17 protein-coding genes are annotated in these 14,198 nt (G+C 71.3%); 7 read left to right on the top strand and 10 right to left on the bottom strand.

Translation table 11 applies throughout. The features are described 5' to 3' along the window. Positions 1-44: 44 nt before the first annotated feature. Both DFJ69_RS34185 and DFJ69_RS34180 read right to left on the bottom strand, forming a co-directional pair. Complete coding sequence (locus DFJ69_RS34185; RefSeq protein ID WP_170177580.1) at positions 45-533, bottom strand: ATP-binding protein; 489 nt, start codon at positions 531-533, stop codon at positions 45-47. After that, complete coding sequence (locus DFJ69_RS34180) at positions 530-835, bottom strand: hypothetical protein (protein ID WP_170177579.1); 306 nt, start codon at positions 833-835, stop codon at positions 530-532. Before DFJ69_RS34180 ends, DFJ69_RS34185 begins: the two co-directional genes overlap by 4 nt. Before the next feature lie 174 nt (positions 836-1,009). On the opposite strand from DFJ69_RS34180, the gene DFJ69_RS08500 reads away from it, so the two are divergent. The 5 genes from DFJ69_RS08500 (at position 1,010) to DFJ69_RS08485 (ending at position 3,688) form a co-directional block, all read left to right on the top strand. Beyond that, a complete protein-coding gene (locus tag DFJ69_RS08500) occupies positions 1,010-1,870 on the top strand; it encodes a helix-turn-helix domain-containing protein (protein ID WP_116021970.1) in 861 nt (286 codons plus the stop codon). A gap of 16 nt (positions 1,871-1,886) precedes the next feature. Further along, on the top strand, positions 1,887-2,093 hold the full coding sequence (locus tag DFJ69_RS08495; protein WP_116026496.1) for a DUF397 domain-containing protein: 207 nt from the start codon (positions 1,887-1,889) through the stop codon (positions 2,091-2,093). Positions 2,094-2,124: 31 nt separating this feature from the next. Further along, complete coding sequence (locus DFJ69_RS08490) at positions 2,125-2,319, top strand: DUF397 domain-containing protein (RefSeq protein WP_116021969.1); 195 nt, start codon at positions 2,125-2,127, stop codon at positions 2,317-2,319. Between the two features lie 143 nt (positions 2,320-2,462). After that, positions 2,463-2,615 (top strand): hypothetical protein, encoded by a 153-nt coding sequence (locus tag DFJ69_RS34175; RefSeq protein WP_170177578.1) that lies wholly within the window; start codon positions 2,463-2,465, stop codon positions 2,613-2,615. Then, complete coding sequence (locus tag DFJ69_RS08485; protein ID WP_211328551.1) at positions 2,612-3,688, top strand: methyltransferase domain-containing protein; 1,077 nt, start codon at positions 2,612-2,614, stop codon at positions 3,686-3,688. Before DFJ69_RS34175 ends, DFJ69_RS08485 begins: the two co-directional genes overlap by 4 nt. Positions 3,689-3,815: 127 nt before the next feature. Here DFJ69_RS08485 and DFJ69_RS08480 read toward each other — a convergent pair whose 3' ends face one another. Next, positions 3,816-5,243: a carotenoid oxygenase family protein gene (locus DFJ69_RS08480; RefSeq protein ID WP_170177577.1), complete on the bottom strand. Its 1,428-nt coding sequence runs from the start codon at positions 5,241-5,243 to the stop codon at positions 3,816-3,818. 110 nt (positions 5,244-5,353) lie between these two features. Between DFJ69_RS08480 and DFJ69_RS36325 the strand changes: the two genes are divergently transcribed. Beyond that, positions 5,354-6,271, top strand: a complete 918-nt coding sequence (locus DFJ69_RS36325) for a formylglycine-generating enzyme family protein (protein WP_425453313.1) — start codon at positions 5,354-5,356, stop codon at positions 6,269-6,271. Here the strand turns inward: DFJ69_RS36325 and DFJ69_RS08470 are convergent. Beyond that, positions 6,268-6,942, bottom strand: coding sequence for an NADPH-dependent F420 reductase (locus tag DFJ69_RS08470; RefSeq protein ID WP_116021967.1), 675 nt, complete (start codon positions 6,940-6,942; stop codon positions 6,268-6,270). The genes DFJ69_RS36325 and DFJ69_RS08470 overlap by 4 nt on opposite strands. Before the next feature lie 97 nt (positions 6,943-7,039). On the opposite strand from DFJ69_RS08470, the gene DFJ69_RS08465 reads away from it, so the two are divergent. Then, entirely contained in the window at positions 7,040-7,408 is a 369-nt protein-coding gene (locus tag DFJ69_RS08465) for a winged helix-turn-helix transcriptional regulator (RefSeq protein ID WP_116021966.1), read from the top strand. A 37-nt stretch (positions 7,409-7,445) separates the two neighbouring features. Here DFJ69_RS08465 and DFJ69_RS08460 read toward each other — a convergent pair whose 3' ends face one another. From DFJ69_RS08460 to DFJ69_RS08435, 6 genes are all read right to left on the bottom strand, one after another. Beyond that, entirely contained in the window at positions 7,446-8,666 is a 1,221-nt protein-coding gene (locus DFJ69_RS08460) for a lipase family protein (protein ID WP_245974167.1), read from the bottom strand. Positions 8,667-8,830: 164 nt separating this feature from the next. Further along, positions 8,831-10,735, bottom strand: coding sequence for a SpoIIE family protein phosphatase (locus tag DFJ69_RS08455; protein WP_116021964.1), 1,905 nt, complete (start codon positions 10,733-10,735; stop codon positions 8,831-8,833). Positions 10,736-10,882: 147 nt separating this feature from the next. Beyond that, entirely contained in the window at positions 10,883-11,638 is a 756-nt protein-coding gene (locus tag DFJ69_RS08450) for an ANTAR domain-containing response regulator (RefSeq protein ID WP_116021963.1), read from the bottom strand. A 279-nt stretch (positions 11,639-11,917) separates the two neighbouring features. Next, positions 11,918-12,355 (bottom strand): SSI family serine proteinase inhibitor, encoded by a 438-nt coding sequence (locus DFJ69_RS08445; RefSeq protein WP_116021962.1) that lies wholly within the window; start codon positions 12,353-12,355, stop codon positions 11,918-11,920. Positions 12,356-12,446: 91 nt separating this feature from the next. Further along, positions 12,447-13,025: a sigma-70 family RNA polymerase sigma factor gene (locus DFJ69_RS08440; protein ID WP_281275825.1), complete on the bottom strand. Its 579-nt coding sequence runs from the start codon at positions 13,023-13,025 to the stop codon at positions 12,447-12,449. A 467-nt stretch (positions 13,026-13,492) separates the two neighbouring features. Beyond that, positions 13,493-14,071, bottom strand: coding sequence for a DUF4352 domain-containing protein (locus DFJ69_RS08435; protein WP_116021960.1), 579 nt, complete (start codon positions 14,069-14,071; stop codon positions 13,493-13,495). Between the last annotated feature and the right edge of the window lie 127 nt (positions 14,072-14,198).

The following is a 14,198-nucleotide window of genomic DNA, read 5'->3' as shown; positions in this document are numbered from 1 at the left end:
TCGCGGGCCTTTGACGCGTGGTCTTCCAGACCACGCGGGCCCGCTCACGGGCCCATGGTGAGGTTCTGGTTCTGGGTCTTCGGGGGACGGGAGCGGGGGAGTTCGACGCGGACGGTCGTGCGGCCGTCGGCGTGGCGGTCCCAGCCCCAGGCGCAGGACAGGGCTTTGACGAGGCGTAGGCCACGGCCGTTCTCGTCGGGGTGGGCGTTGACGTTCGGCACCGTGGAGGAGCCGCCGTCGTCGGTGAACTCCAGGCACACGCGGTCGCGGGTGACGCATACGGCGAGCCAGAGGCAGCCGCCCTCCGCGCCCGAGGCGGTGTGGAGGATGGCGTTGGTGCCGATCTCGGCGGCGATGACCTTCACGTCGCCGAGGTCCACGTGGGTGCCCGCCAGCCGTCCCTGGAGCCAGTGGCGTACCTCGCGTACGGACACCGGCGTGTCGGGCGGGGCCGTGGTCGACGGGAAGCGGACCACCTCCGACATGCGCAGGCCGTCCAGCAGGCGTACGCCTTCCACCAGCGCCGTTCTCACCGGCGTTCCCCCGTTCCGGGTTGCGTGATCATGATCGCCGCGACCTGCGGCGACCCTTCGTCCGAGATGCGGCAGCGGGCCCCGGCCCACAGGTACGACCAGCCCGCCGTGTCCTGAACGGCCACCACCTCGCGCCCGTCGGGCCCGCCCCGCGTGGTCGGCCACACGGTCAGCACGGGCTCCCCGGCGACGGGCAACCGCACCGAACAGCCCCGGCCGTGCTCCCGCAGCGCCAGCCCGAGAACGGCCAGCAGGTGGACCCTCATCGGCGTCGGCCGACCGTCCCGCCCACTCACTGTCACGCTCGACCTCCCTGTCCATGGCCGCACACACGTGTCCGGGGGCGGTCACTTGTCGCATTCGCCTGCAACCGCTCCGTGTCGGGTGACAGGCTTAGCCTGCCCGGGCCAGGGCAAGCTGTGCAAGGCTTGCTTCATTAGGGAATGCAAACCTGTCGCCATGGTGAGGAGCGCCGAATGACGGAGCGCCGGAAGCAGCCCCCGACCATCCGACTGCGCCGGTTCGCGGCCGAGCTGCGGCGGCTGCGCAAGGAGGCGGGGCTCACCCAGGACGAGGTGGTGGCCCGCACGAAGATCAACGCGGTGACGCTCTACCGCCTGGAGACCGCCCGTGTCCGCCCGCAGGTACGGACGATGGACGCGCTGCTCGCCCTGTACGGCGCGGACGAGGAGACCGCCGAGAAGTTGGCGACCCTCCTCCGCGAGTCCGTCCAACGCGGCTGGGTCCAGCCGAACCAGGTCGAACTGCCCGGCGAGTACTCGACGTACATCAGCTTCGAGGCAGAAGCACAGACGATCTGGAACTTCGAGTCCTCGGCCTTGCCCGGGCTGCTCCAAGCGGAGGGCTACGCGCGAGCGGTCATCGCGGGCGGTGCTCCTGAGGCCACGGCATCACACATCGACAGGCTCGTCGCCGCTCGTCTGCGGCGGCAGGAGGTTCTCCGCAAGAAGGAGCCTCTGAAGTTCTGGGCCATTATCGACGAAGCGGCGCTGAGGCGCCGCGTCGGTACCCCGGAGGTGTTCAACGAGCAGATGGACCACCTCATTGAGGTTTCTCAGCTCCCGAATGTCACCCTCCAAGTGATCCCTCTGGACGCAGGCGCTCATCCAGGCATGCACGGCTCCTTCGTCGTCATGCAGTTTGCAGAGGATCTCGGCCCCAACATCGTGTACGTCGAGAACATGACGCGCGACCTCTTCCTAGAGGAGGAATCGGACATCAGCTCGTATACGCTGGGATTCGAGCATCTACGCGCAGTCGCCTTGAGTCCGGCCGCGTCACGGAAGTTGGTCTCAGAGTGCAAGGGCGATGTCTGACGAGAGGAACAGCGGGATGAAGCACGGTGAAGACCCGTCCCGTCCCCAGTGGCGCAAGAGCAGTCGCAGTGTGAGCAACGGGCAGTGCGCCGAGGTGGCTCGGCTCGGCACCGTCATAGCCGTCCGCGACTCCAAGTCCGTGGAGACCGGCGGGATCCTCGTCGCCTCCGCCGGGTGGCGTGCGTTGCTGGACGGCATCAAGTCCGGTCGGTACGACCTTTAGCCCCGACCCGACCACGGGAGAGGACGAAGGCATGACCACCGACGCCCAATGGCGCAAGAGCAGCCACAGTGCATGCAACGGCCAGTGCACCGAGGCGGCCCGGCTCGGCGCGTTCATGGCCGTCCGCGACTCCAAGAACGTCGGCGGCGGCCACATCACCCTGCGCCCCGACGGCTGGCGCACCCTCATCACGGCGATCAAGGCCGGCCACCACGACCTTCCCTGACCCGTACGACACCGAAGGCCCGTCCCGCGAAGGGGACGGGCCTTCCGCGTTCATCACCGGCACGATGAATGATCGTCCGCATGAGGTCGAACACACGGTGGCCCACCGTAGAATTCGCTGGGCCAACCGAAAGGCGAAGCGGCATGGGCAAGCACGCCAAGAAGGTCGACTGCTCGATGTGCGGAGGGTCGGGCGAGATCGAGGTCGCGTCGGAGAATGGCGCGAACCCGGAGGTCTCCACGCCGAAGAAGATCACGGTCCGGTGCGACCCCTGTGACGGGACGGGGAAAGTGTGACCGACTGGAATGCACTGCTGAAGGCCGTACCACGCCACGAGTTCATCCCCGAAACGGTGTGGATCGTCGAGCCCGGCGGCGGCACGATCTTCAAGCCGCTCCGTCGAGACGATGACCCCGAGGCGTGGCGGGCGCTCTGCGAGTCCGACGCCGCGATCATCACCCAGGTGGACGACGGAGCCGAGGAGGGCAACTTCCCCACCAGCTCCAGCAGCGGCCTGCAGATCATGGCCCCGATGCTGGCGGCCCTGGACCCGCAGGACGGCATGAAGATCCTGGAGATCGGCACGGGCACCGGCTACAACGCCGCCGTCCTCGCCACCAGACTCGGCCCCGCCAACGTGGTCAGCGTAGAAATGGACGCGATGATCGCCGACCGCGCCCGCAAGGCTCTGGCCGAGGCCGGCCACCCCATCGAGGTCATCACCGGAGACGGCACGGCCGGCCACCCTCCCCGCGCGCCGTACGACGGCGTCATCGCCACCGCAGCGGTCAAATACGTCCCCTATTCCTGGGTCGAGCAGACCAAACCCGGCGGCCGCATCGTGCTCCCCTTGGCGACCGAATGGGATGGCGGTCGCGGCGCACTGCTGACTCTCGTCGTACGCGAGGACGGCACAGCCGAAGGCCGCTGCGGAATGGGCACCTCCTTCATGTGCCTGCGCAGCCAACGCCGCCTCCCCATTCCGCCAGAGGACTGGGACGACGACTACGACGAGACCTGGGCCACCGTTCTCCCTCGCGAGCCTTTCGATGACGACTGGTCCGCCGAATTCGCCATCGGCCTGGCCCTCCCCGGCGTCCGCTGGGCCCTCGGCTGGGAAGACGACGACACTCGCACCTTCGACCTCTACCACCACGAAACCGGCTCCTGGGCCTACTGCCTCCCCGGCGAAACCCGCCACCGCATCCGCCAATACGGCCCCCGCCGCCTCTGGGACGACCTACAAACCGCCCACACCCACTGGCTCCACCACGACCGCCCCGCCCGCGATCGCTACGGCCTAACAGTCACCCCCCAAGCCCAACACGCCTGGCTGGACCACCCCCAAAACATCATCCACACCGTGTGACGCCTCCGGCGCGTCCACGACCGGTTCCGCGAAGGCCGCCCCATACGCGATCGCCACGGCCTGCCGTCACCCCGACGACCCGGGGAACGTCATCCATCCCGTGTGACGCCGTGCTTGAAGGTCACCGCTACAGAGGGTCGCCCGAGCGCTGGACCCACTGGCCGTGGAAGGTGTAGCCGAGGCTCTCCGGGACGGGGAGGATGCAGACGGGGCCGTCGGTGACGGCTTGGGCGTTGAAGATGGCGATGTTCGTGGTGCCCTCGGTGAGGTTCGTCTCGTTGGCGATGAGCCAGCCCTGTTCGTCCAGCACGTCTGGGTCGCGGGGGACGAAGAGGGGCTCGCTGACGAGGTGGCCGGGGCCGTAGTCGTGGAGGTCGGCCTCGCCGGTCTCGGTGTCGTAGCGGGCGACCGCCGTGAACGCCACGCCGGCGGCGGCGTGGTTGAGGGCCGCGCCGTACACGTTGCGGTGGGTCGTCGTGGAGCGGCGCATGTCGATGGTCGGCCACTCCATCGGCAGCCCGTGGAGCTGGTGGGATTCGAGCTTGCCCGAGCTGCCGACCCGGTAACGCCAGAGGCGGCCCACCAGGGTGGAGGCCGGGTCCGTCAGGTGGCTGAGGCTGGAGATGGCCTCGTGCATGGCGCTCCACGACCGGAAGCGCACCAGGTCGAACACGATGTCGTCGCCGTCGTCATAGGCCCCGGCGAAGTGCCACTGGAACCACGGGTCCGTCTCGATGACCCGGAACGGGCCCCCGTCGCGAGGCACCAGCAGGATGCGCGTCGGCTCGTCGCCGTGCCAGCGCATCGCCTCGAACGCCGTGAGGCGTCCGGACAGGAACCCGCCCAGGTCCAGGATCACCGGCCCCAGACAGAACACCAGATGCGTCGCCGTCATCGCGAAGTCGTGGACCATGTAGCGGCGCGGCATCCTGATCGAGCGCACGTGCTCGGTCGGGCCGCCCCGTCGCGTTCGATAGATCTCCAGCCGGGGACGCGGACCCTGGACGCAGCCGAAGTTCCACAGCTCGGCGGCGGCCGGGTCCCAGCACGGGTGGGCCGAGTAGGGCGTGCCGCCGCGACGGCCGGCGGAGCCCCGGGGCTCCAGCACGCCGTCCATGGCGCACTGTCCGAAGGTCTCCAGCGTGGCGGGGTCCAGCTCCCACGGCATGTCGGCCTCCCAGAGCGCCAGCAGCCTGCCGTCGATCATGGTCACCGACGTGTTGGCCTGGGAGGCGGGCGTCCGGAACGCGTTGCGGAGCGGGCCGCCGTCGGCGTTGGCCCCACCCAGGCGCAGCGGGACGCGCCCCTGCCCTCGGGCGTCGAGCGACACCGCGTACGAGGGTGTCCGAACGTAGCGGGAACGGACCCGCACCGGGCCGCCCCCGGTGAACGTCACGGCGCTGACCAGGCCGTCCCCGTCGATGATGTAGTCGGACAGGTGGTTGCCCGCCCCGTTGCGGTAGAGGGTCCCGGCCAGCCCTGCCGGGACGGCCCCATGGCTCGGGCGGAGCTCGGCGTCGACCTCTCGGGCCCAGCCACCGCGACGCAGATCCATGAGACCCCCAATGTGATCAGTGAACACATCCATGTGATCGCTGATTACATCCGCTCCCGGGCCGGGTGTCAAGGGTGTGCCGGCGCAGGCCCGGGTAGGCTCCGATGCCGATGAGCCCGGGGAACGAGATGGTCGCCGTACCGGCGGGCCGGGTGGTGCTGTCGGATCGGCGGACCCGCCGCACCTGGCCGGTCGAGCTCCGCCCCTACGAGATCGCCGCGTACCCGGTCACCCAGGCGCTCTACGAACAGATCACCGGCCTCCGCCCGAGCACCGCCAATGCTGACGCGCTCCCCGTGGAGCGCGCACCCTGGGGCAACGGTCTCGGCCCCGGCACCGCTCCGGACGACCGGCTCCCCGTGGAGGGCGCGTCTTCGTGGGACGGGCTCGGGCCTGGTATCGCGCGAGGTGGCGGGCTGCCCGTGGAGGGCGCGTCCTGGGAGGACGGGCTCGGACCCGGCAGCGCCCGGAGCGACCGGCCTGCCCTGGAGCGCGGGTCTTGGGGGGACGGGCTCCGCCCCGGTACCGCTGGTGGTGACCGGCTGCCCGTGGAGGGCGTGTCCTGGTGGGACGCCGTCCGGTTCTGCAACGCCCTGTCAGAACGGGACGGTCTTACCCCCGCCTACGACCTCGGTGAGGGTGACGACGTTGCGTGGGACGAGGCCGCAGACGGCTACCGGCTGCCGACCGAGGCCGAATGGGAGCACGCCTGCCGCGCCGGCACCGAGGGCCCGCGCTACGGGCCGTTGGAGGAGATCGCCTGGCACCGTGGCAACTCCCAGGGGCGCATTCACGAGGTCGGCGGCAAACGTCCCAACCCGTGGGGCCTCTACGACATGCTCGGCAACGTCTGGGACTGGTGCTGGGACCTCTACGACGCCGAGGTCTACGGCGCGTACCGGGTGCTTCGCGGCGGTGGCTGGTTCGACGAGCACTGGAGCTGCCGCGCCTCCGTCCGCCGCCGAAGCCACCCGACGTTCAAGGTCGACGACGTGGGTTTCCGCCTCGCCCGTTCGCCCCGCGCCTAGGACGGCCCGTCGTCGGGAACGGCGAAAGCCGCCTCCAACGGCGGGAAGATCGCCCGAGCGTCGTGCCCGGCGAACCACAGCCCGATCACGAACACGCCCATGGCCTCCAGATACCGCGCCCGGTCGAGCCCCCCGGCCGGGACGGGGTGGAGCCCGAGGTCCGTGACCAGCCCGGCGACCGTGGTGAGCGCCCGCCGGTCGTCGCCGCACAGGGGCACCGCCAGCGTGCGGCCCTCGTACGCCTTCGTCTGCGACTCCCAGACCTCGGCCGCGCACAGGTTGAACGCCTTGACCACGTGCGCGTCCGGGGCCAGGCCGGCGACCCGTTCCGCCAGGGCCTCCTCGTCCAGGCGGAACGAGTCCGGCGCGCCCGTGAACGCGTCGGGGGCGAACGCGTTGGCGCAGTCGATCAGCGGACGACCCGACAGGGTGTCGCCGACCTTCCGCAGCAACTCGTCGATCGCGCCGGCGGGCAGCGCCAGCAGCGTCACGTCGCCGTACTCGGCGGCCTCGCGCAGGTCACCGCCGCGCGCCCCCCGACCGATCCGTTCGGCCAGGTCGGCGGCCTTCTCCGGCGACCTCGCGCCGATCATCACCTCGTGGCCGGCCCGCGCCCAGCCCGTTCCCAACGCCTCGGCCATCTGTCCGGCCCCGATCACTCCGATGCGCATGTCGTTCGTCTCCCGCCGTCGATGTGCTGATGACGGCGACCGTAGGCGGGCCGATGGGCACCTCCGGGTATGCATCGGACGAGGCAGACTGGACGGCATGGAGTCGCCCTTCGCCCCGTACGGGGACTTCGCCGCCGACTGCCCGGCGCGGTTGGCCGTCGACCTGTTCGCCAGTGCCTGGCTGCCGGTGGTGGTCTTCGCGCTGCGCGACGGCCCGATGCGTCCCGGCAGGCTGCGGCGGGAGATCGGGGGCATCAGCCAGAAGGTGCTGACCCAGACGCTGCGCCGGATGGAGTCGTACGGGCTGGTCGAGCGGCACCGCTACGCCGAGGCCCCGCCCCGGGTCGAGTACGAGCTGACCGGGGCGGGCCGGGACCTCCTCGTCCCGATCCACGCCCTCGGCCAGTGGGCCTTCCGGCACGCCGACACCGTGGCCGCCGCGATGGAACGCGCCGAGACCGGCTAGGGTGCGCGCGGCCCGGGGTCGGGCCGCGCGCCGACCCTCAGCAGTTGCCGGTGACGGGCTTGTTCTGGAAACGGTCGTTGAGGAAGGCGGTGGCGTCGGGCCAGTTCCGGAGGAAGCCGATCAGGTGTTCGGCGACGATGTAGGTCTTCCAGGTCAGGTTGGTGCCGGCCTTGCACCAGTCGTTGCGGAGCGTGTTGCCCTGGTCGAATCCGACCACCTCGTCGAAGCGGGCGTGGCTCTGGAAGACGGGGACGGCGGGACGTGTGGAGCCCAGCTTGTTGAGGTTGAACTTGGCCTGCCAGGCGGGGTCGTCCAGCGGACTGCGGGTGGTGAAGTCGTTGATGCGCCGGAACGCGGTGTCGAAGAGCACCGGACCGAGGTCGAAGCTGACGAGGCAGACGCTCTGGTACCTCTCCTTGATCCGCTTGCCCGTCTCGTTGAGATAGGAGTCCAGCTTCAGGTCCGGGTAGGCGCTGTCGAAACCGAGCGCGGCCATGAGCATCAGTCCGGTGAAGGGTCCACCCTCCAGGAACGTGCGCATCGCCAGCGGGTCCGCCGGGATGCCGCCCGCCGAGACGCCCTTGAGGTTGAGATCGGGCGCGTAGGTGGGTGCCAGCTCGGCGGCCCACCCGGCGGAGCTGCCGCCCTGGGAGTATCCGACGACGCCGACGGGGGTGGAGGCGTTCAGGCCGGTGCCGGGCAGGCGCTGGGCGGCGCGGGCCATGTCCAGGACGGCGCGACCGGCGGACTGCCCGACGATGTACGGGTGGACGCCGGGGGTGCCCAGGCCCTCCATGTCGGTGACGGCGACCGCCCAGCCCTTGTTCAGCAGGTCGTTGATGTGGAACTGCTCGTAGTCCACGCCTTGGGCGAGGGTCTTGGACGGCGCGCAGGAGTCGCCGATCCCCCGGGTGCCGACGGCGTAGGAGACCAGCGGGCGGGGGCCCGTGCCCGCCCATGCCTTGGTGGGTACCAGCACGGTGCCCGATACCGCGACGGTGTTCCCGGTGGCGTTCTGCGTCTGGTACAGCACCTGGGTCGAGGTCACCGCCGCGTTGACCGCGAACTTGGCGGGACGGGACCGGACGATGTCGCCGGGCGTGCCGGCGGGCAGCGGCGAGGGGGGCAGGTAGAAGGGGTCGTCGGCGGGGGCCGCGGTGTTGTCGGCAACGGCCGGGACGGCGGGCGCGACACCCAGCCCGAGTAGGGCGCCGGCTCCGATGGCCAGAGCGGTGCGACGGAACATTCCGTGTCTCACGGGGCTCCTCTTCGTCACTGGGGCGGAGTGCCGCCCCAAGGGGGGGAGCCGTCAGCATGAACCACGTCACGTCGTGAACGCTTGTTAGATGAAGAAGCCAATAGTGCCGGGCGGGCTCACCTGACGCACACGCGGGTGCGCGGTGGGACCGACGCCGTGCGGGCCTAGTTGAGGGTCTGGGGGAGGACCCGCAGGGCGAGGATGGACACGTCGTCGCTCAGGTCGCCGTCGCAGAACTCCAGCAGGGTACGTTCCACCGCCAAGAGCAGATCCCGGACGGGCAGGGTCGCGCCGGCGGCCAGGGTCTCCATGAGCCGCTCGTGGCCGAACCGCTCCCGCATCATGTCGCAGGCGTCCAGGACTCCATCGGAGTGCAGGAAGACGGTGTCGCCCTCGTTCAGCTCGATGGACTCGACGGCGGGCTCGAAGTCGTCGAACAGCCCGAGCGGCACCCCGCCGCCCGCGCTGGTGCGGATCACGCCGTCCTGCCGGATGACGATCGCCGGGGGATGGCCCGCCGTGCTGAGGGTGAGGCGGATGCCGTCGTCCTTGACCTCCATCCCGGCCAGCACCGCCGTGACGAAGCGGTCCTCGCTGAGCAGGGCCACGTTGACCATGCCGAGCACCTCGGCGGGGTCGCTCTTCCAGCGGGACAGCAGCCGCACGCCGTGCCGGGCGGTGGCCGTGACGGCGGCGGCCTCCTCGCCCTTGCCGCAGACGTCGCCGAGCACGAAGCCCCAGCCGGTGGCGGTCTCGAACACGTCGTAGAAGTCGCCGCCGACCTCGACACCCCGGGTGGCCGTCAGGTAGCGGCCGTCCACCTCGATGCCCGGGATGGCGGGCAGCACCTTGGGCAGCAGGCTGGCCTGGAGCGAGGCGGCGACCTCGGCGCGCCGCTGGTAGAGCCGCGAGGCGCGGACGACCAGCCCCAGGTAGCGGCCGAGTCGCTGCACGACACCGAGGTCCATCAGGTCGAACGGGCCGTGCTCGCCGCTGCCGGTGATCGTGATGGCGCCGAGGCAGTGGCTTCCGTCGTCGATCGGCACGCTGAGCACCGAGGTGGCGCCGATCGCGCCGCACACGGGGCTGCCGTCGGGCAGCGAGCCGAGCATGGCCAGGTCGGCGACGTGCGGGTGCAGGGTGCCCTGGCGGCCGGTGAAGACGGCCTGCGGGAGCGTTCCGGGCGCGGGGTCGAGGTTCTCCAGGAGGTGGGCGAGCTCCTCGCCGCGCTCGCCGCCGGGGCCCATCACCACCTGCCGGCGCAGGTCGGGGGCGCGCCCGCCGCCACCGGGCTCGGCGGCCATGTTGACGGTGTCGATCAGCACCCAGTCGGCCAGCTCGGCGGCCAGCAGCCGGGCGCAGCGGCGGACCGCGACCTGCTCGTTGAACACCGGCTCGTCCAGCAGCAGCTCGCTGGCGGTGGCGAGCACGTCCATCCGGTGCACGACGGTGGCGACGGCCTCGTCCTCGGCCTCCGGCGGGCGCGGCTTCTCGGGCGCGGGCAGCTTCCCCCCGGCCGGGGTGGCGGCGGCGACCACCATCGGGTCGGGCTCGCCCCTGATCCACACCCGTGCCAGCGTCACCACGGCCTGAACGGGCTTGTCACGGCTGAGGAAGCGGACCTCGGCGCGGCGGCGGCGGCCGGTGCGGACCACGGCGGCGAGCTGCGAGCGCAGCGCCGCGCGGGTGGGCAGGTCGCAGAAGACGGTGAACGCCTTGCCGGAGACGTAGCCGGGGGAGGTGCCCAGCAGCGTGGCCGCCTGCCGGTTGACGCGCCGGACGGAGGCGTCGCGGTCGAGCAGGAACAGCGGGACCGGGGCGTCCTGGAAGACGGTGCGCAGCACCCGCCGCTCGGCCTCGGCGGCGGCGGTGCCGCCCGACGCGCCGGCCCGCCCGGTGCCCATGGTGCGCAGCGCGGCCAGGGCCAGCTCCAGCTCCACCAAGGCGGCCTCGAGAGTGGCGCGCAGGTCGGGTTCGGGCATGGCGGCGGCCTGGCGCAGCTCCCCGATCCGTCCCTCGAGGTCGCTGATCTCGCGCATGAGCACGCCCGGTTCGAGCTGTTCCGACATCCACGGCTCCCCTACGCTGCACGCCCGGCCGGCGCCGACGACGCCCCATCTCGCGATGCGGGCCGATGAGCGCAGCTTATTCCGGTGACGGGGGTGCTGGGGGCCGGTGTCGGGGGGAGGGCCGGGAAAGCCCGGCCGGCGGGCGTGTCAGCCGTCCGCGCCGTCGTCGCCGGGGGAGGGGAACGGCTCCGCGAGGCCCCGGCCGGACACGATGCGCTGGGCGATGGCGGTCAGCTTCACATGGCGGGTCTGGGAGATGCGGCGCAGCTCGGCGAACGCCCGATCGGCGTCGCAGCCCAACGCGTGCATCAGGATGCCCTTGGCCTGGTCGACCACGGCACGGGCCTCCACGGCCTGCTGGAGCTGGACGGCGGTGCGGTGCACGTCGTCGAACTGGCGGGTGTTGGACACCGCCGCGCCGCCCTGGGCCAGCAGCAGCGAGGCCAGCGCCTGTTGTCGGGAGTCGAGCGCCCCCGGCACCACGCCGTACACCGACAGCGTCACCAGGACCTGCTCGTACTCGTGGACGGTGGTGATGAAGCAGCGCACCCCGCGCCGCAGCATGGCGGCCACGTGGCCGGGCCAGCGGGTCTCGGCGAGGGTGTCGTCGCAGCTCACCGGGCGGCGGACGCGGACGGCGTCGAAGATCGGGCCGTGCCCGGCCTCGATCTGCAGGTCGACCAGCTCGGCCAGGTCGGGATGGCTGCTGGCGGCGGCCAGCGGTTCCGGCGGGCTGGCGGGCGACCAGCGCATGCTGCTGGCCCCGGCGCAGCCGGTGACGGCGCGGGCGGCCAACTGGGTGACCCGGTGCAGGGTCGCCACGTCGGACGACTCGCGGACCAGGCCCAGCCGCGCGATCTCGACCGCCAGTTCGTCGGTGATGACGGTGTCCGAGGTGGCCATGGGCCCCACGCTATAGGCAGGTTCGCCGTGTTCCCAGTCCCGTTCCATGTCGAGGCCCCAGTCCGGGCTCCGGTTCGGCACTGTGCGGCACGGCCGTCTCCGGTCCGGCTGGATCATCACTGCTCGCCCCTTCCGCCGTTCGTCCCGCGTTCGGCGGTGCCCCGCCGGTCTGCGCCGGCGCGATCCCGAGTGTCCCCGTCTGTCGAGGCATCGCCCTTGGTCCTCGGGTGAGGGCGCCTTACCCAGGCGGACCGCTCCTATGCGGGGCGGTTCGCGGGCTCAGAACCGGAAGACGGAGCCGGTGTGGGCGTGCAGGCTGCAGGCGTTCGGGAAGCTCTGTCGGAAGGTGATGACGCGCCCGCGCCACAGGCCGACGGCCTTGCCCATGACCTGGCGGTACTCCAGGCTGCACACGGTGTCGTCCGGGGTCTGCGCGATGTGGCCGTTCGTCCGCTCCAGATCGGCGCACGCCGCCCCCGCGTCCGGGTGCGTGCCGGTGGCGGGGGCGCAGGTCAGCATCACGGTGCGGGACGGGGACAGGAACTCTTCCGGGTGGGACACCGTGAGCCTGAGCACGCCCGCGAAGCCGATGGGGCTGCGGGGCGGCTGCGGCTGGTGGACGGCGGCGCCGGCCGGGACCGCGAGAACGGTGCCGGCCGGCAGCAGCAGCGCGGCGAGCGCGGCTCCGGTCAGGGTGGTGGCGGCCAGGTGAGGCATGGACGGCTCCCGAGGGCGGGCGACTGATCGTCGCCTAATGTATCGAGGCCGTCACTGTTTGTATCGGACGGTGACTGCGTGTCCCCGTTCGTCACGCCGCCAGGATCGGCCGGCGGTGGTCGGCCAGCGCCTCGCGCAACTGCCGCCGCCCCCGGTGCAGCCGGGACATCACCGTGCCGAGCGGGGTGCCCATCATCTCGGCGATCTCCTTGTAGGTGTAGCCCTCGACGTCGGCCAGGTAGACCGCGTCGCGGAACTCCCGGGGCAGCGCCCGCAGCGCGGCGACGATCTCCGAGTCGGGCATCCGGTCCAGCGCCTCGGTCTCGGCGGACCGGAACCCGGCCGCCGGCGACTCGGTGCGGGTGAGCTGCCACTCCTCGATCTCGTCCTGGCCGGCGCGCTGCGGCTCCCGCTGCTTCTTGCGGTAGGAGTTGATGAAGTTGTTGGTGAGGATGCGGTGCAGCCAGGCCTTGAGGTTCGTGCCCTCCTTGAACTGGTGGAAGTTCACGTAGGCCTTGGCGAGCGTCTCCTGCACCAGGTCCTCGGCGTCCGCTGTGTTGCGGGTCATGCGCACGGCACTGGCGTAGAGCGGGTCGGTGTACGGGATCACGTCGCGCTCGTAGCGCTCGAGGTCCTCATGGTCTGCGCGCGGCGTGGCGACAGCGGCCATCATCGCTCCTGTAGGTCTTCGCCGGGCGGGCCCTGCCGCCCCTTCACTGGCTCTGGTCGTCTGCGCCCGGGGCGGGTCTCCCATCGGGCGCCTGCCTGGAACTCGCGATCTCCCTGACGTACGTCGCCTTCAGGGACTACGTCGTGCCCGACCCACGGGTTCGAAACCGAAAGGGGGGTGACGTGTGGGCCTGGTGGCGGCGCGGTGGGCGCGGGGCGGGAGGGACGTCCGGTCTCGCATGGAGGGCGGACCGGGCGGACGGCGCGGGATCGGGCGGCCGGGGCGACCCCGCCGGGCGGGACGTCGCGGGTCACGGGCGATCGGGCGCGATCACTCATTCGGGCAGGTTCCATGAAGTAGGACGCACAGAACGGGTAAAGAGGTTGCGTGTTCTGCGTCACGTTCCGTGGCGCGGCGCAGGAAGGGGCCCCGGCGGGCGGGTCCGCCGGGGAGCGCGGCCGGGCGGCTCAGGCCTTGGCGAGGGAGACCTTCACCCCTCCGGAGAACGGCGAGTCGTGCAGTTCGAGGGACTTGAGCCGGGTCTTCTTCGGCACGTCGTAGACCAGGATGCCCTTCACGTGGTTGCCGGGGTTGATGTCCTTGAGGAAGGCGTTGGACTCGCCCAGGCTCACCGCGGCCTCGCCGCTGGCCGCGTCGTACTCCCGGCCGTCGGCGTCCACGAGGGTCTGCGCGGCGTCGTGGAAGAGCTGGCCCTTCTTGCCGATGTTGCGGACCGTCACGTAGATCAGCACGAACTCGCCCTGCGCGTCGGAGGCCAGCGGGCCGGAGCCGAGCCGCTTCACCCCGCGCTTGACCTTGGTGACGGTGAAGGCGAACTTGCCGTCGCGGACCTCGTCGCCGATGCCCGCCGTCTTCTTCTTCTTGGCGTCCTTGCCGTCCGCGCCGCCGTCGGAGGGGCCGCCGTCCGCGCCGGCGGTGTCCTCGACGGGCGCGCAGGCCGCGGTGGCGGGCAGCGCCAGGGCGGCGGCCAGCAGGCCGACGAGCAGCCGGTGGGCGGTCGGGCGGGGGATCGGGACACGGGTCATGGGGGCCTCCCAGCAGGCTGAGGTGTTTGAAGTGCTTGCCAAGTAGAGCACCTGTGAATCAACTTCACAAGACTTCAACGGGTGTCGACATGAACGACGTGCCGGGGTAGCGTTCCGGCAACAGGGA

It is taken from the genome of Thermomonospora umbrina, from assembly GCF_003386555.1.
GTDB lineage: Bacteria > Actinomycetota > Actinomycetes > Streptosporangiales > Streptosporangiaceae > Thermomonospora > Thermomonospora umbrina.
Note: the sequence above shows the minus strand (reverse complement) of the source record. Positions and strands in the feature narration are given on the sequence as shown.